This is a genomic window from Streptomyces sp. HNM0575 (genome assembly GCF_012726265.1).
Lineage (GTDB): Bacteria > Actinomycetota > Actinomycetes > Streptomycetales > Streptomycetaceae > Streptomyces.
The window spans coordinates 406,561-429,488 of sequence record NZ_JAASAG010000005.1; the positions used below are offsets into that span (position 1 = coordinate 406,561).

At 71.1% G+C, this 22,928-nt stretch carries 15 protein-coding genes; 9 read left to right on the forward strand and 6 right to left on the reverse strand.

Features of this window, described 5'->3' with window-relative positions; genetic code table 11:
* Positions 1-29: 29 nt before the first annotated feature.
* From HCC61_RS15345 to fae, 3 genes are read right to left on the reverse strand one after another with little or no spacing between them, the layout of a single operon-like run.
* Positions 30-1,565 (reverse strand): aldehyde dehydrogenase, encoded by a 1,536-nt coding sequence (locus HCC61_RS15345; protein WP_346777212.1) that lies wholly within the window; start codon positions 1,563-1,565, stop codon positions 30-32.
* Positions 1,562-2,674: a mandelate racemase/muconate lactonizing enzyme family protein gene (locus HCC61_RS15350; protein WP_169135993.1), complete on the reverse strand. Its 1,113-nt coding sequence runs from the start codon at positions 2,672-2,674 to the stop codon at positions 1,562-1,564. The genes HCC61_RS15345 and HCC61_RS15350 overlap by 4 nt, the downstream gene beginning before the upstream one ends.
* Positions 2,671-3,204 carry a formaldehyde-activating enzyme gene (gene fae / locus HCC61_RS15355; protein ID WP_169135994.1) on the reverse strand — a complete coding sequence of 178 codons (534 nt, stop codon included), beginning with the start codon at positions 3,202-3,204 and terminating at the stop codon, positions 2,671-2,673. Before fae ends, HCC61_RS15350 begins: the two co-directional genes overlap by 4 nt.
* A 209-nt stretch (positions 3,205-3,413) precedes the next feature.
* On the opposite strand from fae, the gene HCC61_RS15360 reads away from it, so the two are divergent.
* The 5 genes from HCC61_RS15360 to HCC61_RS15380 all read left to right on the forward strand — a co-directional run bounded on the left by HCC61_RS15360 (position 3,414) and on the right by HCC61_RS15380 (position 12,556).
* Entirely contained in the window at positions 3,414-4,220 is an 807-nt protein-coding gene (locus HCC61_RS15360) for an IclR family transcriptional regulator (RefSeq protein ID WP_169135995.1), read from the forward strand.
* A gap of 407 nt (positions 4,221-4,627) precedes the next feature.
* On the forward strand, positions 4,628-6,001 hold the full coding sequence (locus HCC61_RS15365; RefSeq protein ID WP_169135996.1) for an MFS transporter: 1,374 nt from the start codon (positions 4,628-4,630) through the stop codon (positions 5,999-6,001).
* 131 nt (positions 6,002-6,132) lie between these two features.
* Positions 6,133-7,059: a DUF4429 domain-containing protein gene (locus tag HCC61_RS15370; RefSeq protein ID WP_169135997.1), complete on the forward strand. Its 927-nt coding sequence runs from the start codon at positions 6,133-6,135 to the stop codon at positions 7,057-7,059.
* Between the two features lie 267 nt (positions 7,060-7,326).
* Positions 7,327-7,812, forward strand: coding sequence for a hypothetical protein (locus HCC61_RS15375; protein ID WP_169135998.1), 486 nt, complete (start codon positions 7,327-7,329; stop codon positions 7,810-7,812).
* Between the two features lie 115 nt (positions 7,813-7,927).
* A complete protein-coding gene (locus HCC61_RS15380) occupies positions 7,928-12,556 on the forward strand; it encodes a cation-translocating P-type ATPase (protein ID WP_169135999.1) in 4,629 nt (1,542 codons plus the stop codon).
* 146 nt (positions 12,557-12,702) lie between these two features.
* Here HCC61_RS15380 and HCC61_RS15385 read toward each other — a convergent pair whose 3' ends face one another.
* Positions 12,703-13,551, reverse strand: a complete 849-nt coding sequence (locus HCC61_RS15385) for an alpha/beta hydrolase (RefSeq protein ID WP_169136000.1) — start codon at positions 13,549-13,551, stop codon at positions 12,703-12,705.
* Positions 13,552-13,629: 78 nt separating this feature from the next.
* Here HCC61_RS15385 and HCC61_RS15390 point away from each other — a divergent pair, with 78 nt between their 5' ends.
* Positions 13,630-14,184 carry an ABATE domain-containing protein gene (locus tag HCC61_RS15390; RefSeq protein ID WP_169136001.1) on the forward strand — a complete coding sequence of 185 codons (555 nt, stop codon included), beginning with the start codon at positions 13,630-13,632 and terminating at the stop codon, positions 14,182-14,184.
* Positions 14,185-14,289: 105 nt separating this feature from the next.
* Here HCC61_RS15390 and HCC61_RS15395 read toward each other — a convergent pair whose 3' ends face one another.
* Positions 14,290-15,819, reverse strand: a complete 1,530-nt coding sequence (locus tag HCC61_RS15395) for a UDP-N-acetylglucosamine 1-carboxyvinyltransferase (protein ID WP_169136002.1) — start codon at positions 15,817-15,819, stop codon at positions 14,290-14,292.
* Between the two features lie 275 nt (positions 15,820-16,094).
* On the opposite strand from HCC61_RS15395, the gene HCC61_RS15400 reads away from it, so the two are divergent.
* The gene (locus HCC61_RS15400; protein ID WP_169136003.1) at positions 16,095-16,994 is read left to right on the forward strand and encodes a helix-turn-helix domain-containing GNAT family N-acetyltransferase; all 900 of its coding nucleotides are present in this window, start codon (positions 16,095-16,097) and stop codon (positions 16,992-16,994) included.
* Positions 16,995-17,048: 54 nt separating this feature from the next.
* On the opposite strand, the gene HCC61_RS15405 is transcribed toward HCC61_RS15400, so the two are convergent.
* Positions 17,049-17,777: a class I SAM-dependent methyltransferase gene (locus HCC61_RS15405; RefSeq protein WP_169136004.1), complete on the reverse strand. Its 729-nt coding sequence runs from the start codon at positions 17,775-17,777 to the stop codon at positions 17,049-17,051.
* A 381-nt stretch (positions 17,778-18,158) separates the two neighbouring features.
* Here HCC61_RS15405 and HCC61_RS15410 point away from each other — a divergent pair, with 381 nt between their 5' ends.
* Together HCC61_RS15410 and ngcE are read left to right on the forward strand one after the other, a co-directional pair.
* Positions 18,159-20,969 carry an aconitate hydratase gene (locus HCC61_RS15410; protein ID WP_169136005.1) on the forward strand — a complete coding sequence of 937 codons (2,811 nt, stop codon included), beginning with the start codon at positions 18,159-18,161 and terminating at the stop codon, positions 20,967-20,969.
* A 491-nt stretch (positions 20,970-21,460) separates the two neighbouring features.
* Positions 21,461-22,885: an N-acetylglucosamine/diacetylchitobiose ABC transporter substrate-binding protein gene (gene ngcE, locus HCC61_RS15415; RefSeq protein ID WP_169136006.1), complete on the forward strand. Its 1,425-nt coding sequence runs from the start codon at positions 21,461-21,463 to the stop codon at positions 22,883-22,885.
* The last annotated feature ends 43 nt before the right edge of the window (positions 22,886-22,928 follow it).

Genomic DNA, 22,928 nt, shown 5'->3' on the forward strand with positions numbered 1-22,928 from the left:
GGAAGACGGGTGCGTGAATCGGCGGCGGTTCAGGCGAGGTTGATCCAGGTGGTCTTGAGCGCGGTGTACGCGTCCAGAGCGTGCAGCGATTTGTCGCGGCCCGCGCCGGTCGCCTTGAAACCGCCGAACGGCGTGATGACGTCGCTGGCGTCGAAGGTGTTGACCCAGACGGTGCCGGCGCGCAGCCGGCTTGCGGTGCGGTGCGCGACCGTCACGTCGCGCGTCCACACCGAGGCCACGAGCCCGAAGTCGGTCTGGTTGGCGAGCCGTACGCCCTCGTCCGTGTCGCCGTCGTACGTCACGACCGCCAGGACCGGGCCGAAGATCTCCTCCTGGCCCACGGCGGAGGTGTTGTCGACCCCGTCGAGCACGGTCGGCTGTAGATAGGTGCCGCCGGTCCCGGCGAGAGTGCGCTCGCCGCCGAGGAACAGGGTCGCGCCGTCCCGGGTGCCCTGCTCGACGTACCGGAGGATCCTGCCCAGTTGGTGCTCGTCGACGATCGGTCCCATCACCGTGGCCGGGTCGAGCGGATCGCCGACGCGGAAGGTCTCGTCGGTGATCCGGCGTACTTCGTCGAGGAGTCGGTCCTTGACGCTCGCGTGGACGACGACTCGTGAACCGGCGTTGCAGGTCTGGCCCGCGTTGTAGAAGACGCCCCACGCGACGGCGGACGCCGCGGCCCCGATGTCGGCGTCGGCGAGGACGAGCTGGGGTGACTTGCCGCCCGCTTCGACGGCGACCTGCTTGCCGTTGGACTCCCCCGCGTAGACCTGGAACAGCCTGGCGACCTCTGCCGAGCCCGTGAAGGCGATCTTGTCGACGTCGGGGTGTCGGCCGAGGGCCTGTCCCGCGACCTCGCCCCGGCCCGGGACGACGTTCAGCACGCCGTCGGGCAGCCCTGCCTCGGTGGCCAGCGCGGCGAGCCGCAGCGCGGCCAGCGAGGTCTGCTCGGCGGGCTTGAGCAGGACGCTGTTGCCCGTGGCGAGAGCCGGGCCGAGCTTCCAACTGGCGATCAGCAGCGCGTAGTTCCACGGCACGACGGCCGCGACGACGCCCAGCGGCTCCCGGCTGATGAGCGCGAGCGCGTCGCCGGGGGTCGGTGCGATCTCGTCATAGGTCTTGTCGATCGCCTCGGCGTACCAGGCGATCGTCTCGGCGGCCTTGTCGACGTCGACGCGGACCGACGCGGTGATCGGCTTGCCCATCTCCAGCGTGTCGAGAAGCGCCAGCTCTTCGGCGTTCGCGCGGATCAGCTCCGCCCAGCGCAGCAGCGTCCGCTTGCGCTCCTTGGGCGGCAGCTCGCGCCACCGGCCGTCGTCGAAGGCGGCACGCGCGCCGCGCACCGCACGGTCGATGTCCTCGGCACCGCACGACTGGACCTGCGCGAGCGGCGCGCCGTCGCGCGGCGAGACCGATGTGAAGGCGTCGCCGGACAGGGCGTCCGTGAAGGCGCCGTCGATGAACGGCCGGGTCTCGAACCTGAGTTGCTCCGCGGCGGTCAGCCACTCCTCGTAGGAGCGTGCCAGCAGCTCCTCGATGCCGTACGCGGCGTTCTGCGACGTCACTTGATCCTCCAGCGGTCGACCGCGTCCTCGTCCAGTTCCACGCCGAGGCCCGGCCCGTCCGGCACCTCGAGGTCTCCGTCGCCGTTGACTCGCACCGGCTCGGCGAGCATGAAGTCGCGGTGTTCGGGGGTCCAGCCGGGCGGGTCGTACGGGAACTCGAAGAACGGGCCCCCGCCGACGCCGGCGGACACATGCAGATTGGCGAGCAGGCCGATGCCGTTGGTCCAGCTGTGCGGGGTGAACTGACGGTGCTTCAGCAGCGCCAGCTCGGCGAGGGTGCGGGCGCGGTGCATGCCGACCGCCAGGACCACGTCCATCTGGTAGACGTCCAGCGCGTCCTCTTCGAGAAAGCGCAGCAACTCGGCCGTCGAACGGTGCATCTCACCGGCCGCGATCCGCACCCCCGGGTTCTCGGCGCCCAGCCGCTTGAAGCCGTCGAGATCGGCGTACGGCAGCGGCTCCTCGACCCAGAAGACATCCAGCTCCGCCAGCCGTGCCACGGTCTTGCGCGTCCCGGCGAGATCGGAGGCGTGCGCGGTGTCGCCCGCCATCCGCCAGGACTGGTTGAGATCGACCATGATCTCGAAGCCCTCGCCCAGCTCCTCGCGCACCGCACGTACCGCCGCGACGCCCTCGTCGATCCTGTTCCGGTCGATACGGATCTTCATGGCCCGGAAGCCCGCATCGCGGACCTCAAGCGCCGTCGCCACCCGCTCCTCGGGCGACTTCAGCTCGCCGGACGAGGCGTAGGCCGGCAGCTTCTTGGCGGCGTTGCCGAAGAGTTCGGCGACGGGCCTGCCGTGGACCTTGCCGATGACGTCCCACAGCGCGGCCTCCAGCGGCCAGTAGTGCGCGCCGTGGAAGTTGGCGGTCTCGATCGCCCTTACGTGCCGGGTGATGTCGAGCGGATCCTCCCCGACGAACAGCGGCTTGTACGTCTCGAAGCCGTCCATGCGGTCGCCGGAGCCGATGCCGGTGACGCCCTCGTCGGTCTGCACGCGGACGATCGTGGCGTCGAAGTGGCGGCGCGGCTCCGGATCCCATGCGGCACGGAACGGTGGATCGAGCTCCAGGCGCAGCCGGTCCAGCGTGATGTCGGTGATCTTCATCGGGCGAGCACCTCGGCGCCGGGCGTGTAGAAGGGGTTCGCCGGGCCCTCCGCCGCGGCGGCCAGCACATCGCCCACCGTGGGCGTGGAGCGCACGGCGGCCTCGATCGCCCGATGGGCGGCGGTGCGCTGGTTGAGGAACGACTCGTCCAGGTCGTCGACGGCCGGGTCGACCCAGACTGCGGCGATGATCAGCAGTTCGTCCGCCTCCGATGCCGGGATCAGACCGGCCTCGACCGCGTCCGCGACGCCGCGCGCGAGCCCTGCCTGGGCGGAGCCCCAGGTGGCGCGCTCATGCAACTCGCCCGACGCCGCTGCCTTGTTGACGAACAGGGTCAGCGGCTTCACCGGCACGGAAGGCCGTACGACCGTCATGAACGGCACATGCCCCGTGGTCGGCGTCGCCAGCGCGGCCGCCCACGCCGTCTCGACCGGGCCGCCCTTGCGTCCGATCACTGCGTTCGTGTGGGCGGCGTTGGCACCCGCGCCGACGAAGGACTCGCCGACGAGCGCGGTGGGGGCGAAGGACATGAGATCTCCTGGCTCCTGGGAGGCGGGCCGCTGCCGGGAGGAACCTCGCAATCGCGGCAGTTCGTCCGGCCCGATGCGGCGAAACTAGGTCCGGCGCCGTGCCGCCGCAAGGCCGTCGGGGGGAATTGCAACGCGGGTTGCTTTCCCGGCAACTCCCGTACTTGACCTGCACGTTCCTCTTGGTTTCGGCGTCGGCGCGAGCGCCTAGGATGACGCGCGTGACCGAGTCGTCCACCACCCCGCAGCGCGGACACGGCCTCCGCCGTGACATCGACCTCCTCGAGGCACTCGCCTCGGACGAGGCACAGAGCGCCGGCGGCCTCGGAGTCGTACGGCTGGCACAGCTCGTCGGCCGTGAGAAGACCCAGGTCTCCCGGGCGCTCAAGGCCCTGACGGCCGAGGGAATCGTCGAGCGGGACCCGGACACGCTGGAGTACCGCCTCGGCTGGCGGCTGTTCTCGATGGTGGCGCGCACCACCGGGAACCGTCTGGTGAGGGTGGCCGAGCCGGTCATGCACGCGCTCTGCGCCGAGATCGAGGAGACCAGCCATCTGTGCGTGCTCAGCGACCGCGAGGTGCTCACGCTGCTCTCCGTCTCCGGGCACTCCTTCCGCGTGCACGGCTGGGAGGGCCGCGGAGTGCCGGCGTGGCAGACCTCCGCCGGACGGGTCCTGCTGGCCGACACCACACCCGACGAGCTGTACGTCCGCTTCGGCACCGCCGGCACGGGAGAGCTGGCCGTGCCCGAGGTGTGGCGGCTGATACAGGAGGCGGTCCGGCTGGGCTATGCGCGCGTCGACGAGGAGTTCGAGGCCGGGCTCGTCGGAGTGTCGGCGCCGGTACGCGACTTCCGCGGCCGGGTCGTGGCGGCGATCAACATCTCCGCGCCCAAGTCCCGCCTCGGCCGGCGGCTCGACCAGGCCGGCCGTACGACGGCCGCGGCGGCGGCCCGCGTCTCGGCGCTGATGGGCTGGGAGCCCCCGCGCACCTTGCCAAGGGGCCACCGCCTCACCTGAGTTGTGGACCTCGGACCTCGGACCTCGGACCTCGGCACCTGAGCTGTGCACCTCGGCGAGGCAGTGCGGAGTTCCGGCGCTGCTCGGGCATGCGCCCGCCCGGCGCGGGTGCGTGATGTGCGTGCAGGCGATGGAAGTGGCGTGCCGCCGACGGAAGTCACGTGCTGCGGACGGAAGTTGGGTGCCGCCGACGGAAGTCACGCGCCACGGACAGAAGTCACGTGCCGCCGCCGAGCGTGAGTTGCCCTCACAGCAACCGCAGTTGCGATCCTCGAAGCAGCCTTGTCGCCCGTATGACGCGCTCGTAGATTCACCGCGCACCGGACGGGCCCCGCTCCGGCACGGACGAAAGAGCAGCTCGGCTGGGGTCCACGCCTGCCCGGACACCGACAGACAAGGACCCGCACATGGCTGGCGACCCCACCACCGATCCGCTTGTCCACGAGCCGCCGGCCGGTGACGTGGCGTCGCCGCGCGAGCGCAAACGACTGCACACCAAGCTGAAACTGGCCACACAGATAGGCGAAGGCCTCGACGGCTACGTCATCGGCGGCATCGGACTCGCCCTGACCGCGCTCACCGCGGACCTCCATCTCTCCACCCTGGAAGAGGGGTTGGTCGGCGCATCGCCCCTGATCGGCATCTTCGTCGGCGGCCCGTTCCTCGGCTGGCTCGCCGACCGGATGGGCCGCCGTCCCCTCTTCCTGTGCGACATGCTGATCTTCCTGATCGGCTCGGTCCTCCAGTTCTTCGTCACCGACGGCGCCCAACTGTTCATCGTCCGCCTGATCATGGGCATCGCCATCGGCGGCGAGTACGCGATCGGGGCGCCGCTGCTGTCCGAGTACGCGCCGAGCAGGGGCCGCGGCCGGCTGCTGGCGAGCCTGGAGATCAGCTGGTACGTCGGCTACGCGCTGGCCACCGTGGTCGGCGCGCTCCTGGCCGGCGTCGAGGGCGGCTGGCGCTGGTCGCTGGCGAGCAGCGCGCTGATCGCCGCTGTGTGTCTCACCCTGCGCGGCGGAATCCCCGAATCCGCGCGCTGGCTGCTCAGCCGCGGCCGTCGCAGCGAGGCGGAGGCACTGATCGCCCGTTACGGCATCGAGGTCGATGTCGACGGCGAACTCGCCGAGGGCCGGCAGTCGATGGAACGCCGACAAGGCGCTCTGCGGGCCCTGTTCACCCGCCGTCACATCCGGTCCACGGTCTTCGCGGGCACGTTCTGGGCCTGCCTGGTGCTGCCGTACTTCGCCATCAGCACGTTCTGGGGCCCCGTGTTCGAGGCCCTGGGCATGGGCGACAACGCCGCGGCCGCGCTGCTCGTCTACTCCTTCACGGCGGTCGCCGGCGTCACGGCCGGCTGCCTGGTGGTGGACCGCATAGGCCGCCGCAGGCTGCTGATCCCCCCGTTCTGGATCACCGCGGCCGGTCTGGCCCTCGTCGCCGTCTGGCCGGAGTCCACATTCGTGATCGTCGCGGGCTTCCTCTTCTTCATCTTCCTGAACGCCGCGTCCAGCGCCCTCACGGCCGTCTACCCCCTGGAGGTGTTCCCGACATCGGTCCGTACGACCGGAGTCGGCTTCGCCACGGCGATGAGCCGGGTCGGCGCCGCGGTGGGCACCTTCCTGCTCCCGATGGGACTCGACCGCTTCGGCGTGGAGTTCGTGCTGCTGACAGGCGCGGGTGTCCTGGCGCTCGGGGGAGTGGTGTCGCACTTCCTGGCCCCCGAGACCACGGACCTGGACCTGGCGACGGCGGCGCGCACGGCACGCGGCGACAGCTGACGCAGGGACACCGGCCGTGACCCCGGCCGGTATCGGGACCGCGGCCGACGAGGCAGCGGACACCGGCCGCGTGATGACGCAGGACCTCCCGGCCGATGGCTGCCGGTGGCCCGGTCTCGGATAATCGCCGCATGGCGGAGATCATCCAGCGCACCGGCACATGGACGTTCGACGGCGAGACGGTGCGGATCGTGCCCGCCGTGGGGAAGCACATGCACCCGCTGCGCAGAGTGCTGGGCGAGGTGGCCGTACCGATCACGGCGATCTCCGGCCTCTCCTACGAGCCGGGCCGCAAGGGCGGCCGGTTGCGGTTGCGCCTGCGGGAAGGTGCCGACCCGCTCGCACAGGTGGCGAGCGGACGTCTGCCGGACGCCTCGGACCCCTATCAACTGCCGGTGGAGAAGGACCGCTCCGGCGTCGCCGAGTACTTCGTGGCGGAACTTCGCCGCGCACTGCTGCTGGACGGCGTGCCGGACACGCCCAGCGACCGCTATCTGCTGCCGGGGCCCGCGGTTCCGCTCACGGCGGGCGGCACGGACGGGACAGCCTCGTTCGACGGCGAGCGCGTCCAGCTGGAGTGGAACTGGATGGCCAGCGAGAGCAAGTCGCACGGGGGCCCGCGCAGCTTCGCCCTCGACGAACTCGACAGTGTGGAGTGGACGCCCGCGATCGGCTGGGAGAACGGCTCGCTGCGCTTCCGCCAGAAGGGCGGGAACGCCTTCCTCAAGCCGGAGCACGACCCGAACTGCCTGATGCTGTGGGGCATTCGGCAGGCCCGCGAGACGGGCGGCTCCGTACTGCTGGCCGCCGCGGTGACCGCCCGGCTGCCTCATCCGGCCGGGGCGAGGCCGCCCGTGGGAGCAGGCGCGGAGGGACTCGCGCCGTCGCTCGTGGAGGACGGTGGCGGGGGCCCGGCGGACAGGCCCGCCGACCCGGCCGAGGCGGACCACGACCGGCTGCTGCGGCGCCTGCGCGAACTCGGCGAGCTGCACCGCGAAGGGGTGCTCACCGACGAGGAGTTCACCGCGGCCAAGAAGGCGGTCATCGACCGCTTCTGACGCTCGCGTCTGCCCCCCCCGGCCCGACCGCGGGTCTCCTTAGCCCGCTCCCGCCGCCGGGCCGGGCGCCCCCGGCCACCCGCCGGACGCCCCCTGGCAGCGGTCTCCACCGGCGGGCCGGGCACCTCGTGGCCGCCGGTTACCTCGCTCGGCCGCATGCGGACGCCCCGGGCTTGCCGGTCCCATTCGTCCAGGTAAGGGTACGAAGAGTGAGCCGTGTCAGCGCCCCTCGGCAACACCTCACCTTCTCGAGGACGGAGAGTTCCCATGCCTGACCGTTCCAGTTCAAGAAGCCCGAATGGCAAGCAGCAGCAGGTCCAGGAGACGGTCACGTATCCGATGCGGACGATGAGGACCGCTGCCGAGAGGGTCCCCGGGGCGGAGCGGGTCAGAGGGGTCTTCGACGACATGCTCAACACCGTCGGGATCGTCTCGCCGCAGGCACGGCGCGTTGCCGCGTACACGGGGGCGGGGATCCTCGGCGTGGCGGGTCTCGTCGAGTGGCCGGTGGCAGTGGCGGGCGCCGCGGCGGTGTGGCTGACGCAGCCTCGTCCCGCGGACATGGACGGCGCGGGGGCACAGAGCACCAACGGGGCCCGTACGCAGAAGCGGAGCACGAAGCAGGCTGCCTCCAGGTCCGGCAACGGCGCGAGGACGGCGAAGAAGGGATCGAGCAGGAGCGCCGCCAAGCGCACCACCAAGACCACCGCGAGCGCCTCACGGCCAAGGGCCGGCGCACGCAAGAAGAGCTGAGCCCTCCCTCCTCGCCCGCCGCGAGACGGTTCCCCCCAGTTCCCACCAGTTCCCCCCAGTTCTCCCCCCCCCGGCCCCCTCCCACGCCCGTACGGAATCCCCGCGAAGGTGAGGAATGCTGCTTCGACTGCTGGCCGGGCTGCCCAACCTGGCCACCTCACTTCTCGAGAGCGCTCTGGCACTGCCTGCCAAGGCCACTCGCCGGATCACGCCGCCGGCGGCCGCGGCGGCGCGCCTGACGGGCAGGCTCGTGAGCGTCGGTGTGCACGAGGCGGTGAGCGGTGCGGCGGAAGCGTGCGCGACCGCCGGGCAGCTCGGCAGGGTCGCCCGTGACACGGTGGCGCCCCGTTCCGGCCCCCGGCGCGCGGGATCCCGGATGCACCTGGGGCTGCGGTTCCCGCCCGGCGCACCCGTGCGCACCGCGGAACGGCTCGAGACCGCCGCCGGGAAGGTGGCCGTCGAACTGGCCGAGCACCCCGACGTGTTGCTCGCCTACTGGGACGGCGGCCTGGGGAGCGTGGTCGTCACGACCGCCGAGGACGCGGTCGGCGAGCGCGTGGCGGCCAGGGCGTCCGAACTCGCCGCCGAGCACGGGCTTGAACACGTCAGCGAACCGGCGCCGGAGCACGGCCACCCCGGTGACGTCAGGGGCGCCCGCGTCGAGGCTGCCGCGCTCGCGCTGGACATCGCAGGCATCGCCACGGCCTTCGCGGCTCGGGCGGTGCTCCCGGCACGCGCGCCCGAAGCCCTCGTGGCGTCGGTCTCCCTGCTGCGTGAGGACTCGCGAGTACGCGGGACAGCAGCCCGCCTGCTGGGCCCGGACGCGAGCGACCTGCTGCTGGGCGCGGCCCAGGCGGCTGTCTGCGGGTTCGCGCGGTCGCCGGGACCTCTGCTGCTCGACGCCGCGCTGCGGGCAACCCAGTTGGTGCGATCGCTCACCCAACTCGCGACGTTCGAGGCGGTGCACGACACCCTCTGCGCTCCGGACCGCCTGACGGTGGCGAAGGACGCCACCGTGCGTCCGGCACTGCGGACATGCCCCGACGAGTCGTACTCGAACACCGCGGTGAACGGGATGGTGGGCGGTGCCCTCGCCACGCTCCTGTTCACCCGCAGCCTCGACAGGGCCGCGGAGACCGTACTGGCGGGCGTGCCCAAGGCCGCGCGGTTCGGTCCGTCGGCCTTCACCGCATGGCTCGCCGCTGTCCTCGCGCGCAACGACATGCTGGTCGGCGATCCTGCGAGGCTCCGACGCCTGGAGCTCGTGGACACCGTCGTGCTGCATTCCGGAGCCCTCCGCAGTACGCGCCGCACCGTGCTCGAAGTCCATCCCGACTCGGCGGGCTGGGATCACCGCCGGCTGTGGCACGCGGCCATGAAGACCCTCAGCGCTCCCGAGGACCGGGCGAAGCCAACCGGGGAGCCCCGCCTCGAACTTCGTCCGCCCGACGAGACGGCATCGGATGCGGGGCTGATGACCGCCTCGGTTCGCGGCAGGAATGTGGGCACCGTCCTCGTCGGCTGGGAGGTCGAGCCCATGGCCGAGGCCGCGCTGGACGCGGCGCGCCGGGCGGGGCTGCACGTCGTGCTCGTCGACGAGCACGGCCTCGGCGAGTTCGGCGCGCTGGCCGATCAACTCGCTTCGGCTGACGTCCCGTTCGCCGACACCGTCGCCGCTCTCCAGGACGAGGGCCGTACGGTCCTCACCGTGGCGCGGGTCCCGCACGACCGGAGAACCGGACGACCGCAGCGGGCTCCTTCCGCCCGCGACTGTGTGGCCGGGCTGCTCGGTGGTGACATCGCCGTCGCGGTCACCGACGAGGGCAGTGCCGTCGTCTGGGACGCCGATGTGCTGTCCCTGCGCGGGCTGGAGGGCGTCTGGCGGTTGCTGTCCGCGGTGACCCTGTCCCGGGCGGTCAGCGGATGGGGCAAGTTCGCCGCGGAGGCGGGCGCCGCGCTCTCCGAACTGCTGGTGCTCACCCGGGAGGCACGGTCCCAGCAGGCGCCCGCCGTCCTCGGGGTACGCCTCAGCCCGGTCTCCGTCGCCACGGCCGTGTCGCTGGCGTGGGGCTGGGCCGCCGCATCGGCCGTGGCCGCCGGAACGACGCCACGGCCCGAACCACGGGTGCCCTGGCATGCCCTGCCGCCGGACGAGGTCCTCGCGCGGCTGCGAAGGACGCCTCGGACCGGGCCCACCGGATGGTCGGAGACACGGCGCCATGCCGGTCGTCTCGCGCTGGTCGCGGCCAGGTACCCGGCGCTGGCGCCCGTACGGACGGGAGTCCAGCTCGCCCGCGCCGTGTGGGCCGAACTCGACGACCCCTTCACCCCCGTGCTGGTGGTCGGCGCCACCGCGTCGGCACTGCTGGGCTCGGCGGTCGACGCGTATCTCGTCCTCGGCGCCGTCGGGTTGAACGCCCTCGTCGGCGGGGTGCAACGGCTGCGCGCACAGAGGGCGTTGTTCGCTCTCGCCACCGAGCAGCGGCGCATGGCCCGGTGGGTCGAGCCGTCGACAGGTGAGGTCTCCGTCGTCGGGGCGGCCCGCCTGGCGCAGGGCGAAGTGATCGATCTGCACGTCAACGACGTGGTCCCGGCGGATGCGCGGCTGCTGGAGGTCGCCGGATGCGAGGTCGACGAATCCTCCCTGACCGGGGAGTCGTTGCCGACTCCCAAACACGTGGCCGCCGTTCCGGGCGCCTCGCTCGCCGACCGAAGCTGCATGGTCTTCGAGGGCACCACGGTGGTGGCCGGCTCCGCCCGAGCCGTCGTCGTGGGCACCGGCCACCAGACGGAAGCCGGCCGTGCCGCGTCCCTGGCCGCAAGGGTCCCCGTCTCGGCGGGAGTCCAGGCACGCCTGCACAGGCTGACCAGGCGGGTGCTGCCTTTCACCCTCGTCGGCGGTGCCGCCGTCGCCGGGCTGTCCTTGCTGCGCGGACGCCCGATGCGTATGGCACTCCAGGGAGGGCTCGCCGTCGCGGTGGCGGCCGTGCCCGAGGGCATGCCCCTGGTGGCGACCGTGGCGCAGATGGCGGCCGCGACGCGGCTCAGCCGGCTCGGTGTCCTCGTCCGTACGCCGCGCAGCTTGGAGGCCCTGGGCCGAGTCGACGCCGTCTGCTTCGACAAGACCGGGACCCTCACGGAGAACAGGCTGCGGGTCGTCAGCGTCGTCACCGCGAGCGGTGACGCCCACGAGGCGGCCGACCGCGAGGCGCTTCCGGTCCTGCGCATCGCCGCCCGCGCCTGCCCGGCCCCGCGGGACCGGGTGGGTGTCCACGCCCACGCCACCGACGAGGCCGTCCTGGCGGCCGCCCCGCGTGAGACCGGATGGACCACCGTGCGGGCCGAGCCCTTCGAGTCGAGTCGCGGGTTCGCAGCCGCCGTCGGAAGGGGCGCGCACGGTGACGGGACGCTGGTGGTCAAGGGCGCCCCGGAAGTCGTACTGCCCTGCTGCCCCGATGCTGACCGGGCGGCGATCGGAACGGCGAACGCCCTCGCCGCCCGGGGACTGCGGCTGATCGCCGTGGCCCAGCGGTCCCTCGGCGCGGACGAGGCGGCCGACGCCCTGGACAAGCCGCTCGAACTGCTGGAGCTCATCGGGTTCGTGGCTCTGGCCGACACCCCGCGCGCCGGCTCCGCCCCGCTCGTGTCCGGGCTGCGCGAGGCGGGCGTACGTCCCGTCATGCTGACCGGCGACCATCCCCAGACCGCCCGGTGCATGGCGGTCACCCTCGGCTGGCCCGACGACGTCACCGTGGTCACGGGTCACGACCTGGCGGCGCTGGACCGGGCGGGCCGTGCGCGTGCCCTGAAGGACTGCGGCGTCGTGGCCCGCGTCGCGCCCGAGCAGAAGCTCCAGGTCGTCGAGGCGCTACGGGAGGCGGGACGCGTCGTCGGCATGGTCGGGGACGGCGCCAACGACGCCGCCGCGATCCGGGCCGCCGACGTGGGGATCGGCATCGGCGCACGCGGTTCGGCGGCCGCCCGCAACGCCGCCGACCTTGTGATCACCAACAACGAACTCCCGGTGCTCATCGACGCCATCGCCGAAGGACGGGCCCTGTGGCGCAACGTGGCCGACGCCATCAGCATCCTGCTCGGCGGCAACGCGGGCGAGGTCGGCTTCTCCGTACTGGGCACGCTGCTCTCCGGTACGTCGCCGCTGTCCGCGCGCCAGCTGCTCCTGGTCAACCTGCTCACCGACATGTTCCCGGCCATGGCGATCGCGGTCACGCCTCACGACCCGGGCCCCGCCTCGGAGGACGCCCTGGCCGAGCGGCACTCCGCACGCCCCGCCGACCTGGGGGAGCCGCTCACGCACGAGATCCGCCAGCGTGGCCTGGTCACCGGAGCGGGCGCGGCCACCGCGTGGCTGATCGGCAGCCTCACCCCCGGATCGGCACAGCGCACCAGCACCATGGCCCTGTGCGGCGTGATCGGTTCCCAGCTCACCCAGACCGTGGCCGGACGCCGCGACAGCCCCCTGGTCCTCGGTACGGTCCTCGGCACCGCCGCCGTTCTCGCCGCTCTCGTCCAGACGCCTGTCGTCAGCCGCTTCTTCGGGTGTACGCCTCTGGGCCCGACGGCCTGGGCGGGAGTGGCCGTCGCCATCGGGACCTCCTCGGTGGGGCCCCGACTGGTGCCCCAGGCCGAGCAGTTGGTCTCGCAGCTCACCTCACGCCTGGGCTCCGCGCTGCCGGCCCGCGCCGGCTCGGCCCCGATGAGCTTTCTCCGCCCACCTGCCTGACCCGTCGTCCACCGGCCGGCCAGGCGGGCCGATCCGGCACAGGGCCGTCAACGTGTTCGTCAACAACGCCCGGACAGCGGGGCGTTGAGCGGGTGAGCGAGCGTGGGCGAGTGTGGTCGAGTGTGGTCGAGCGGACCGTGGGCCGGTCAGGCGGTCAGGAATCCCTGAAGCGCGCGGAGAGTCTCTCCGGGTTGCTCCTCGGGCAGGAAGTGCCCGCAGTCGGCGATCGCCCACCCGCGGACGTCGTCGGCGTAGTCCTGCCAGATCTCCAGTGCCGGGAGCTTCCCCAGCAGTCCGTTTCCGCCCCACAGGGCGAGGACCGGCATGACGAGCCTGCGTCCCGAATCGGCGTCCGCGTCGTCGTGTTCGCTGTCGGTGGGGAACGACGCGCGGTAGTCGTCGAAGCCCGCGCGCAGCGCGCCCGGTGCGGAGAAGGCGTTGACGTACGTTGTGATCGCGGCCGGGTCGAAGGCGTCGCGCCGATACGTCCAGCGCTCGAAGAAGTAGCCGAGATAGCCGGCGACGTCCTTCCCCGCGAGCAGTTCGGGCAGGTCGGGCTGGAGGTGGAACATCCAGTGCCAGTAGGCGGCGCCCACCTCGGTGTTCCAGCGGCGCCACATCTCGCGGGTCGGCACGATGTCGAGAACCGACAGCCGTTCGACCTGGTCGGGCCGGTCGAGCGCCCAGCGGTGTCCGACACGGGCCCCGCGGTCGTGTCCCACGACGCTCACGCGGTCGAACCCCAGCGAGCCGACGAGCTCGGCGACGTCCGTGGCCATCGTCCGCTTGTCGTAGCCGCCGAGCGGCTTGTCGCTGCGGCCGTAACCGCGCAGGTCCGGGACGATCACGGTGTGGGTCTCGCACAGAGGCCCGGCGATGAACCGCCAGCAGTGGGACGTCTGCGGCCAGCCGTGGAGCAGCACCAGTGGCGGCCCGTCCCCACCGCGCAGGTAGTGCATGCGGATGCCGTTCACCTTCGCCGTCGCTGCTTCCATGGTCCCCTCTCCTAACCCTCTTACGGGGTTAGAGGGTAATGAGCCCGCTCCGCTCCGGGCAAGCGTTAGATTGTCCGCATGGAGTGGGTGTTCGACGGCGGGCGGCCGTGTCTCGATCTCGTCAACACATTGCGCGATCGCGTCCGCGGCGGACGTGAACTGCTCGTCGGCACGGCGGCGTTGAAGGAGTGGCTGCGACTGGCGGGATTCGGCAGGATCGCGGTGCGCGCCGAACACGTAACGGCTGCGCGTGAGCTGCGGGAGAGCATCGATCGCGTACTGGAGGCGGTCGCATCGGGCCACAGGCCGCGCGCCGCCGACGTACGGCTGCTCAACGAGACGGCTGCCGCGTCACCGCCGCCCGTCGCGCGGCTGAGCGTCGCCGCGGACGGCTCGGTGTCCCGCCGTGTGCCCCGCCCGGCCGACCCCGCAGGCGCAGCGTTCGCCGTACTCGCCACGGACGCCGTCCACTTGGCCACGGACCCGCAGACCGTCCGCGTCTGCAAGGCGGACGACTGCGGCTTGCGCTTCGCGGACGCGTCGCCCCAGCGCAACCGCCAATGGTGCTCGATGAGCCGCTGCGGGAACCGCGCGAAGGCGCGGTCGCACTACTCCCGTACGAGGCATCGATAGAGCTTGGCGGGGAGATAGAGCTCGGCTGGGGATAGAGCGCGGCGGGGCCGGTCACCCGCCTGACCCGTCTTCCACCGGTCAGGCAGGCCCGACGGCATCGGCGGATCAGATATCGCGGAACGTCTCGATCTGCGCGCCGACTTCGTTGAGCCGTTCCGCCAGGTCCTCGTAACCGCGGTTGATCACATAGACGTTGCGCAGCACGGAGGTGCCCTCCGCCGCCAGCATTCCCAGCAGCACCACCACGGCGGGTCGCAGCGCGGGCGGGCACATCATCTCCGCGGCGCGCCAGCGCGTCGGGCCCTCCACCAACACGCGGTGCGGGTCGAGGAGTTGGAGGCGTCCGCCCAGCCGGTTGAGGTCGGTGAGGTAGATGGCGCGGTTGTCGTAGACCCAGTCGTGGATGAGCGTCTGGCCCTCGGCGACGGCGGCGATGGCCGCGAAGAAGGGCACGTTGTCGATGTTGATGCCGGGGAAGGGCATCGGGTGGATCTTGTCCGCGGGCGCCTCCAGCTTCGAGGGGCGCACCGTCAGATCGACGAGCCGCGTACGGCCGTTGTCCGCCGCGTACTCGGGGCTGCGGTCGGTGTCGAGGCCCATCTCCTCCAGCACCGCGAGCTCGATCTCCAGGAACTCCACCGGCACGCGGCAGACGGTCAGTTCGGAACCGGTGACGACCGCCGCCGCCAGCAGGCTCATCGCCTCGACCGGGTCCTCGGACGGCGAGTAGTCCACGTCGACGTCGATCACCGGTACGCCGTGCACGGTCAGCGTCGTCGTGCCGATGCCGTCGACCTTCACGCCCAACTGCTCCAGGAAGAAGCACAGGTCCTGGACCATGTAGTTGGACGAGGCGTTGCGGATGACCGTCACGCCGTCGTGCCGCGCGGCGGCCAGCAGGGCGTTCTCGGTGACGGTGTCCCCGCGCTCGGTCAGCACGATCGGCCCGCCGGGCGTGACGGAGCGCTCCACCACGGCGTGGTAGAGCCCCTCGGTCGCCGTGATCTCAAGTCCGAAGCGGCGCAGGGCGATCATGTGGGGCTGCACGGTGCGCGTGCCGAGGTCGCAGCCGCCCGCGTAGGGAATCCTGAACTGCTCCATCCTGTGCAGCAGCGGCCCGAGGAACATGATGATGCTGCGGGTGCGCCGCGCCGCGTCGGCGTCGATGGCCTCCAGGTCCAGCTCCGCCGGGGGCACGATCTCCAGATCCGCACCGTCGTTGATCCAGCGGGCGCGGACGCCGATGGAGGAGAGCACCTCCAGGATGCGGAAGACCTCTTCGATCCGGGCGACCCGACGCAGCACCGTGCGCCCGGAGTTGAGGAGCGAGGCGCAGAGCAGCGCGACGCAGGCGTTCTTGCTCGTCTTGACGTCGATGCTGCCGGACAGCCGCCGGCCGCCCACGACCCGCAGATGCATCGGGCCCGAGTAGCCGAGCGAGACGATCTCGCTGTCGAGTGCCTCGGAGATGCGCGCGATCATCTCAAGACTGATGTTCTGGTTGCCCCGCTCGATGCGGTTCACTGCGCTCTGGCTCGTGCCCAGGGCCTCCGCCAGTTTCACTTGTGTCCAGCCCCGGTGCTGACGGGCGTCGCGGATGAGTTGCCCGATGCGGGCCAGGTAGTCATCAGTCATGCGATGAGAATATCTCACATGTGAGATGACTTCGCACCGAGCCTGTGTCCGTGTGGTGTACGGCCTGTTCAGGCCCGGTTCCGGCCCCCGGTGGACCGCTCGCGCTCCGGGCGTGGCGGGCGCGGACGGTGCGGTGTCGAGCGCTCCGCGAGGCCGGGGCTCATTCCGGATCCGCGGGCGAAGCCCCGGGTTGCGTCCGCACTGCAAGGCCTGGTCCGAGGCCCGCACCCCGGCAGCCCTGGCCGCGCCGCGGTTTCTCTGACTAGAGTCAGAGAATGGACTCAGCTCAGATCGACCAGGTACGCCGCTTCAACCGCACCGTCACCGAGCGCGTGGGCGTGCTCCACGACCGCTACCTGGGACGGGCCCGCCCCATCGGGGAGGCCCGGCTGCTGTGGGAGATCGGCGAGGAGGAGCGGGACGTACGGCGCCTGCGCGAGCGGCTCGGGCTCGATTCCGGTTACATCAGCAGGCTGCTGCGCTCGCTGGAGGCCGCCGGGCTGGTGACCGTGGAGCCGCTGGCGAGCGACCGGCGGGTGCGCACCGTACGGCTCACGGAGACGGGCCGTGAGGAGCACGCCATGCTCGACGACCGCAGCGACGGGCTGGCCCGGTCCCTGCTCGGGCCGCTCAACGACTCTCAGCGCGCCCGGCTGGTCGCCGCCATGGCCGAGGTCGACCGGCTGCTGACCGCCGCGACGGTCACGCTCGACGACGTCGACCCGGAGCATCCCGACGCCCGGCACTGTCTGCTGTCCTACTTCACGGAGTTGCAGCAGCGCTTCGAGACGGGCTTCGACCCCGCGCTGAGCCTGCTGCCCGACGCGGGCGAACTCCGGCCTCCGCACGGCCTGTTCCTCGTCGCCCGGCTACAGGGCGAGCCCGTCGGCTGCGCCGGTCTGAAGCTGCCGGCCGGCGCGCCGGCCGAGATCAAGCGCATGTGGGTCGCGCCGCGCGCCCGCCGCCTCGGTCTGGGCCGCCGGTTCCTGGCCGAGCTGGAGGCGCGGGCCGCCGGGCACGGACGCGACGTGCTGCGCCTGGACACCAACAAGACCCTGGAATCCGCGATCGGCCTGTACCGGACGTACGGCTTCGAGGAGGTCGCCGCCTTCAACGACGAGCCGTACGCGCACCACTGGTTCGAGAAGCGGATCTCCGCGCCGGAGCCGGACTGAAGCGTCCGTCTTCGGGGAGTGGCAGCATCACCGGCCGCCGCTCCCCGGGGCCGGTCACGGCTTCTCGTAGACCGATACGTGCTTGCGGCTGGACGCGTCGAACGTGCTGCGGTCCCAGTCGGTCCAGCGCTCGCTCAGTCGCATGCCGGCGAGCCGGGCCATCAGGTCCAGCTCGCTCGGCCAGCAGTAGCGCAGCCGCAGCGGACGCAGCGTGGTGCCCTGCTCGTCGAACGTGACGCGCTGATAGGTGACCGCCTGCTCGACGGGATCGTGGCGCAGGAACTCCATGTTCACCGCGTCCTCGGACAGGGCCCGGGTGGCGACCCGCTGATGGCGGTCGAACTCGGTGAGGTCCTGGATGAAGCACTCGATCACGAACCGCCCGCCCGGTTCGAGGACTTGGGCGACGTTGCGGAAGCAGTCGACCTGACGCGCCTGGTCGGGCAGGTTGAACAGGGTGTTGAAGACCAGGTAGGCGAGGCGGAACGGCCCGTCGACCGACACGTCGGCCATGTCGCCGATCGTCACGGGGATGTCCCGGCCGCCCGGCTTCGCGCGCAGCTGCTCGACCATGGCGGGCGAGCCGTCGATGCCTTCGACGGAGACGCCGCGCGCGGCCAGGGGGAGTGCCACCCGTCCCGTGCCGATCGCGAGCTCCAGCACGCGGCCGCCTTCCGGGACCAGTCCGGCCAGGAAGTCGACGGTCGGCGTCGGCTCGTAATCGTTCTCGTCGTACTCGTTGGCGTAGCGGTCGAAGAACGCGGGATCGTTGAGTCCGGTCACGGCGGTGGAGTCAACCAGCACGCGGCCGGCCGCGCCATCGAATAACGGCGGGCCCGTGCCGCCTCCCCGCGCAGATCCCGGACCCCCTCCCCGACTCCCCTCCGCGGGGCCTCCGTTACGGGAGGTGAACGTCCTGTTCGCCGTGCGTCCTCCTCGGCAGAACGGTGCGCACCGCGCATGACCGGGCGGCGGACGTGTATTAGGGTTATCTCGACATCGAGATAACTTGCAGGCGCGCGCACACCAGGGCGTGCCCACCCATACGACCGCAGCTGAGCAGAGCTCGCAGGCTTGCCGCCGCTTGCCGTCGAGCCCGGCCCACTGGGGGTCTCCGGCCGCAGGGCCAGGGGACGGATGCCAAGACGCACTAAGGAGACTGTCGTGTCGGCGAACAGCTTCGACGCCCGCAGCACGCTGCCGGTGGGCGACGAGTCGTACGAGATCTTCAGGCTGGACAAGGTGGAGGGCTCGGCCCGCCTCCCGTACAGCCTGAAGGTGCTGCTGGAGAACCTCCTCCGCACCGAGGACGGCGCTAACATCACCGCCGACCACATCCGCGCCCTGGGCGGCTGGGACCCGAAGGCCCAGCCCAGCCAGGAGATCCAGTTCACGCCGGCCCGCGTGATCATGCAGGACTTCACCGGTGTCCCGTGCGTCGTGGACCTGGCGACGATGCGCGAGGCCGTCAAGGAGCTGGGCGGCGACGCCGACCGCATCAACCCGCTCGCCCCCGCCGAGCTGGTCATCGACCACTCCGTGATCGCCGACAAGTTCGGCACGGCCAACTCCTTCGCGCAGAACGTCGAGTTGGAGTACGGGCGCAACCGCGAGCGCTACCAGTTCCTGCGCTGGGGCCAGACCGCCTTCGACGAGTTCAAGGTCGTTCCGCCCGGCACCGGCATCGTCCACCAGGTCAACATCGAGCACCTCGCCCGTACGGTCATGGTCCGTGGCGGCCAGGCCTACCCCGACACCCTCGTCGGCACCGACTCGCACACCACCATGGTCAACGGCCTCGGCGTGCTCGGCTGGGGCGTCGGCGGCATCGAGGCGGAGGCCGCGATGCTCGGCCAGCCGGTCTCGATGCTCATCCCGCGCGTCGTCGGCTTCAAGCTCACCGGCTCGCTGCCCACGGGCACCACGGCCACCGACCTCGTCCTCACCATCACCGAGATGCTGCGCAAGCACGGCGTCGTCGGGAAGTTCGTGGAGTTCTACGGCGACGGCGTCAGCGCGGTGCCGCTCGCGAACCGCGCGACGATCGGCAACATGTCGCCCGAGTTCGGCTCCACCGCCGCGATCTTCCCGATCGACGAGGAGACCATCAACTACCTGAAGCTCACCGGCCGTTCGGAGAGCCAGCTCCAGCTCGTCGAGGCGTACGCCAAGGAGCAGGGCATGTGGCACGACGCGGCGCACGAGCCGGAGTACAGCGAGTACCTGGAGCTGGACCTGGCCACCGTCGTGCCGTCGATCGCCGGGCCCAAGCGCCCGCAGGACCGCATCGCGCTCTCGGAGGCCAAGCGGCAGTTCCTCGCCGACCTGCCCGCCTACGTGCCGGACGCGGGCGCGGCGGCGGGCGGCGCCCCGAAGACCTCCCAGTCGCCCGTCGACGAGGCGAGCACCGAGTCCTTCCCCGCGAGCGACGCCCCGGCCTACGGCCACCAGGAGAACGGGTCCGGCAAGCCGCAGCACGCCGCCATCGGCGCGGACGCGGACAGCGGCCCCACCAAGCGTGTGCGGGTCACGGGCGCCGACGGCGCGACGTACGAGATCGACCACGGTGCCGTCGCGGTCGCCGCGATCACCTCCTGCACCAACACCTCCAACCCGTACGTGATGGTGGGCGCCGCGCTGGTGGCCAAGAAGGCCGTGGAGAAGGGCCTCACGCGCAAGCCGTGGGTCAAGACCACGCTCGCTCCCGGCTCCCAGGTCGTCATGGACTACTACGACCGCGCGGGCCTCACGCCGTACCTGGACAAGCTCGGCTTCAACCTCGTCGGCTACGGCTGCACGACCTGCATCGGCAACTCCGGCCCGCTTCCGGAGGAGATCTCGCAGGCCGTCAACGACAACGACCTCGCCGTCGTCTCCGTCCTGTCCGGAAACCGGAACTTCGAGGGCCGGATCAACCCGGACGTGAAGATGAACTACCTCGCGTCCCCGCCGCTGGTCGTCGCCTACGCGATCGCCGGCTCGATGAAGGTGGACATCACCACCGAGGCGCTGGGCACCGACCAGGACGGCAACCCGGTGTACCTGGCGGACCTGTGGCCCTCGGAGCACGAGGTCGAGGAGGTCGTGGCCTCGGCCATCGGGCAGGAGATGTACACCAAGGGCTACACCGACGTCTTCGCCGGTGACGCGCAGTGGCAGGCGCTGCCGGTGCCCACGGGCAACACCTTCGAGTGGGACCCGGAGTCCACGTACGTACGCAAGCCTCCGTACTTCGACGGCATGGGCCTCGAGCCCTCCCCGGTCGAGGAGATCCAGGGCGCCCGTGTGCTGGCCAAGCTGGGCGACTCCGTCACCACCGACCACATCTCGCCCGCCGGTGCGATCAAGGCCGACAGCCCCGCCGGGCAGTACCTCACGGAGCACGGCGTCGCCCGCCGCGACTTCAACAGCTACGGCTCGCGCCGCGGCAACCACGAGGTCATGATCCGCGGCACCTTCGCCAACATCCGGCTGCGCAACGAGCTCGCCCAGGGCACCGAGGGCGGCTTCACCCGCGACTTCACCCAGCCCGACGCGCCGGTCACCTCCATCTACGACGCCTCGCAGAACTACCAGTCGCAGGGCGTCCCGCTGGTCATCCTGGCCGGCAAGGAGTACGGCTCCGGCTCGTCCCGCGACTGGGCTGCCAAGGGCACCGCGCTGCTGGGCGTCAAGGCGGTCATCGCCGAGTCGTACGAGCGCATCCACCGCTCGAACCTGATCGGCATGGGCGTGCTGCCGCTCCAGTTCCCCGAGGGCCAGAACGCCGAGTCGCTGGGTCTGACCGGCGAGGAGACCTTCACGTTCACGGGGGTCACCGCCCTCAACGACGGCGGCATCCCGCCGACCGTCGGGGTCGGCACGGACACGGGCGTCTCCTTCGACGCGACCGTGCGCATCGACACCCCCGGCGAGGCGGACTACTACCGCAACGGCGGGATCATGCAGTACGTGCTGCGCTCGCTGCTGCGCTGAGCGCAGCCGATCCTTCGCGCGGCGGGGAGCCCGGGCCGGTGCCCGGGCTCCCCGCCGCGTCGCGCCCGGCGCTTGCGCGCGCCTACGGGCGTGCCGTGCTTCCGCCGACGGGCCCGCCCACGGCCCGTGGGCCCTGCGCGGCGAGGTGCCGGCGAAGCCGGCGAACGCGGCGGGTGCCGGGAAACGCTCCCGGCACCCGCCGCGTCGTGTTCCCATGGCCACCGGGTCTTCGCCCCACGGGCGCAAGTCCTCCAGGTCTCAACTCGGGAAAGACTGCCCGAAAGGGTTGCTTCGATCTTGCCCTGTTGACGCCAAGTGGACTATACCTGTCGGCACCTCACGAGGGCCCGTGCGCGCGGCGCTCCTGGCGGTAGCGAGAAACGTACAACTCTGCGTCAACTGACCCGCGGTGTCGGGCCCTTCGCCGGTGGGCGAATCGTCGGGAGACCCCGGAACACCGCCTGAGTCCTGGAGAAGGCGAGGACTTGAGCATGGGACCCAACCACGTCAACCGCCGTAATCTGATCAAGCAGGCAGCCGCAGCCGGTCTGATAGCCGTCCCCGCCGTCGGAGCGCTCACCTCCTGTGCCAGCGGCAGCGGTGAGGACAACAAGGTCGAGAAGGGCAAGAAGACCAAGGACAACCCGCTCGGGGTGAACAAGTCCGCGGCCCTGGAGGTCTACATCTTCGACGGCGGCTTCGGCACCAAGTACGCCAAGGACGCCCAGGCCGTCTACGAGAAGAACTTCCCCAAGGCGAAGACCAAGCTGAAGTCGACGCAGAAGATCCAGTCCGTCCTTCAGCCCCGCTTCAACGGCGGCACCCCGCCGGACCTGATCGACAACTCGGGCGCCGAGCAGATGGACATGGGCGTGCTGGTGGGCAAGAAGCAGCTCACCGACCTCACGGAGCTGCTGGACGCGCCCTCCATCGACGACCCGGGCAAGAAGGTGCGCGACACCCTGCGCCCCGGCGTCGTGGAGATGGGCCAGTTCGACGGCAGCCCGGTGTGGATCCTGTACTACGCCTACACCGTCTACGGCGTCTGGTACTCGCAGAAGGCCCTCGACAAGCTCGACGTGGAGTACCCGGAGACCTGGGACGACATGCTCTCCGTCTGTGCCAAGGCGAAGAAGAAGGGCATGGCGGGCTGGACGTACGCGGGCAAGTTCCCGTACTACCTGCCCTTCAGCCTCTACCCCTTCATGGCCAAGATCGGCGGCCCCGAGGTACTGGACAAGATCGACAACCTGGAGCCCGGCGCCTGGAAGCAGCCCGCGGTCAAGGCGGCCCTCGAGGCGTACTACGAGCTGTACAAGAAGGGCTACATCCTCGACGGCACCCCGGGCCTGGACCACATCGAGTCGCAGACCGCATGGAACGAGGGCAAGGCGCTGTTCATCCCGAACGGCTCCTGGGTGGAGAACGAGGCGAAGAAGACCACCCCGAAGGACTTCGAGATGCGGGTCTCGGCGCCGTCCAGCCTGGACAGCGGCGACAAGCTGCCCTTCGGCACGCTGTGGGCCTCCGGCGGCGAGCCGTTCATCGTGCCCGCCAAGGCCAAGAACCCCACCGGGGGCATGGAGCAGCTGCGGATCATGCTCGGTGAGGAGTCCTCGAAGAACTTCACCAAGCAGGTGTCCTCGCTGACGTCGTTCGACGGCGGCACCGACGGCCTCTCGCTGCCCCCGGGTCTCAACTCGGCCGTGGGCGCCATCGAGAAGGCGGGCAAGAACATCGTCAACCCCCGCATCCAGGACTGGTACGTGGCCCTCCAGAAGGAGAAGATCGGCGTCGCCTGCCTGGGCGAGATGATGGCCGGCCGCATGACCCCGGCCGAGGCGATGAAGAAGGCCCAGAAGTACACCGACGAAGCGCGCGAGGACGACTCCATCACGCACTACAAGCACAACTGAACATTCGTCACCAGCGGCGGCAAGCCACAGCGGATCGGAGTCG

Coding starts and splice junctions, on each gene's coding strand:
- HCC61_RS15400 (WP_169136003.1), top strand. CDS start 16,095: ATGGACTCAGCTCAGATCGACCAGGTACGCCGCTTCAACCGCACCGTC.
- HCC61_RS15380 (WP_169135999.1), top strand. CDS start 7,928: ATGCTGCTTCGACTGCTGGCCGGGCTGCCCAACCTGGCCACCTCACTT.
- ngcE (WP_169136006.1), top strand. CDS start 21,461: ATGGGACCCAACCACGTCAACCGCCGTAATCTGATCAAGCAGGCAGCC.
- HCC61_RS15395 (WP_169136002.1), bottom strand. CDS start 15,819: ATGACTGATGACTACCTGGCCCGCATCGGGCAACTCATCCGCGACGCC.
- HCC61_RS15370 (WP_169135997.1), top strand. CDS start 6,133: ATGGCGGAGATCATCCAGCGCACCGGCACATGGACGTTCGACGGCGAG.
- HCC61_RS15385 (WP_169136000.1), bottom strand. CDS start 13,551: ATGGAAGCAGCGACGGCGAAGGTGAACGGCATCCGCATGCACTACCTG.
- fae (WP_169135994.1), bottom strand. CDS start 3,204: ATGTCCTTCGCCCCCACCGCGCTCGTCGGCGAGTCCTTCGTCGGCGCG.
- HCC61_RS15375 (WP_169135998.1), top strand. CDS start 7,327: ATGCCTGACCGTTCCAGTTCAAGAAGCCCGAATGGCAAGCAGCAGCAG.
- HCC61_RS15350 (WP_169135993.1), bottom strand. CDS start 2,674: ATGAAGATCACCGACATCACGCTGGACCGGCTGCGCCTGGAGCTCGAT.
- HCC61_RS15390 (WP_169136001.1), top strand. CDS start 13,630: ATGGAGTGGGTGTTCGACGGCGGGCGGCCGTGTCTCGATCTCGTCAAC.
- HCC61_RS15365 (WP_169135996.1), top strand. CDS start 4,628: ATGGCTGGCGACCCCACCACCGATCCGCTTGTCCACGAGCCGCCGGCC.
- HCC61_RS15360 (WP_169135995.1), top strand. CDS start 3,414: ATGACGCGCGTGACCGAGTCGTCCACCACCCCGCAGCGCGGACACGGC.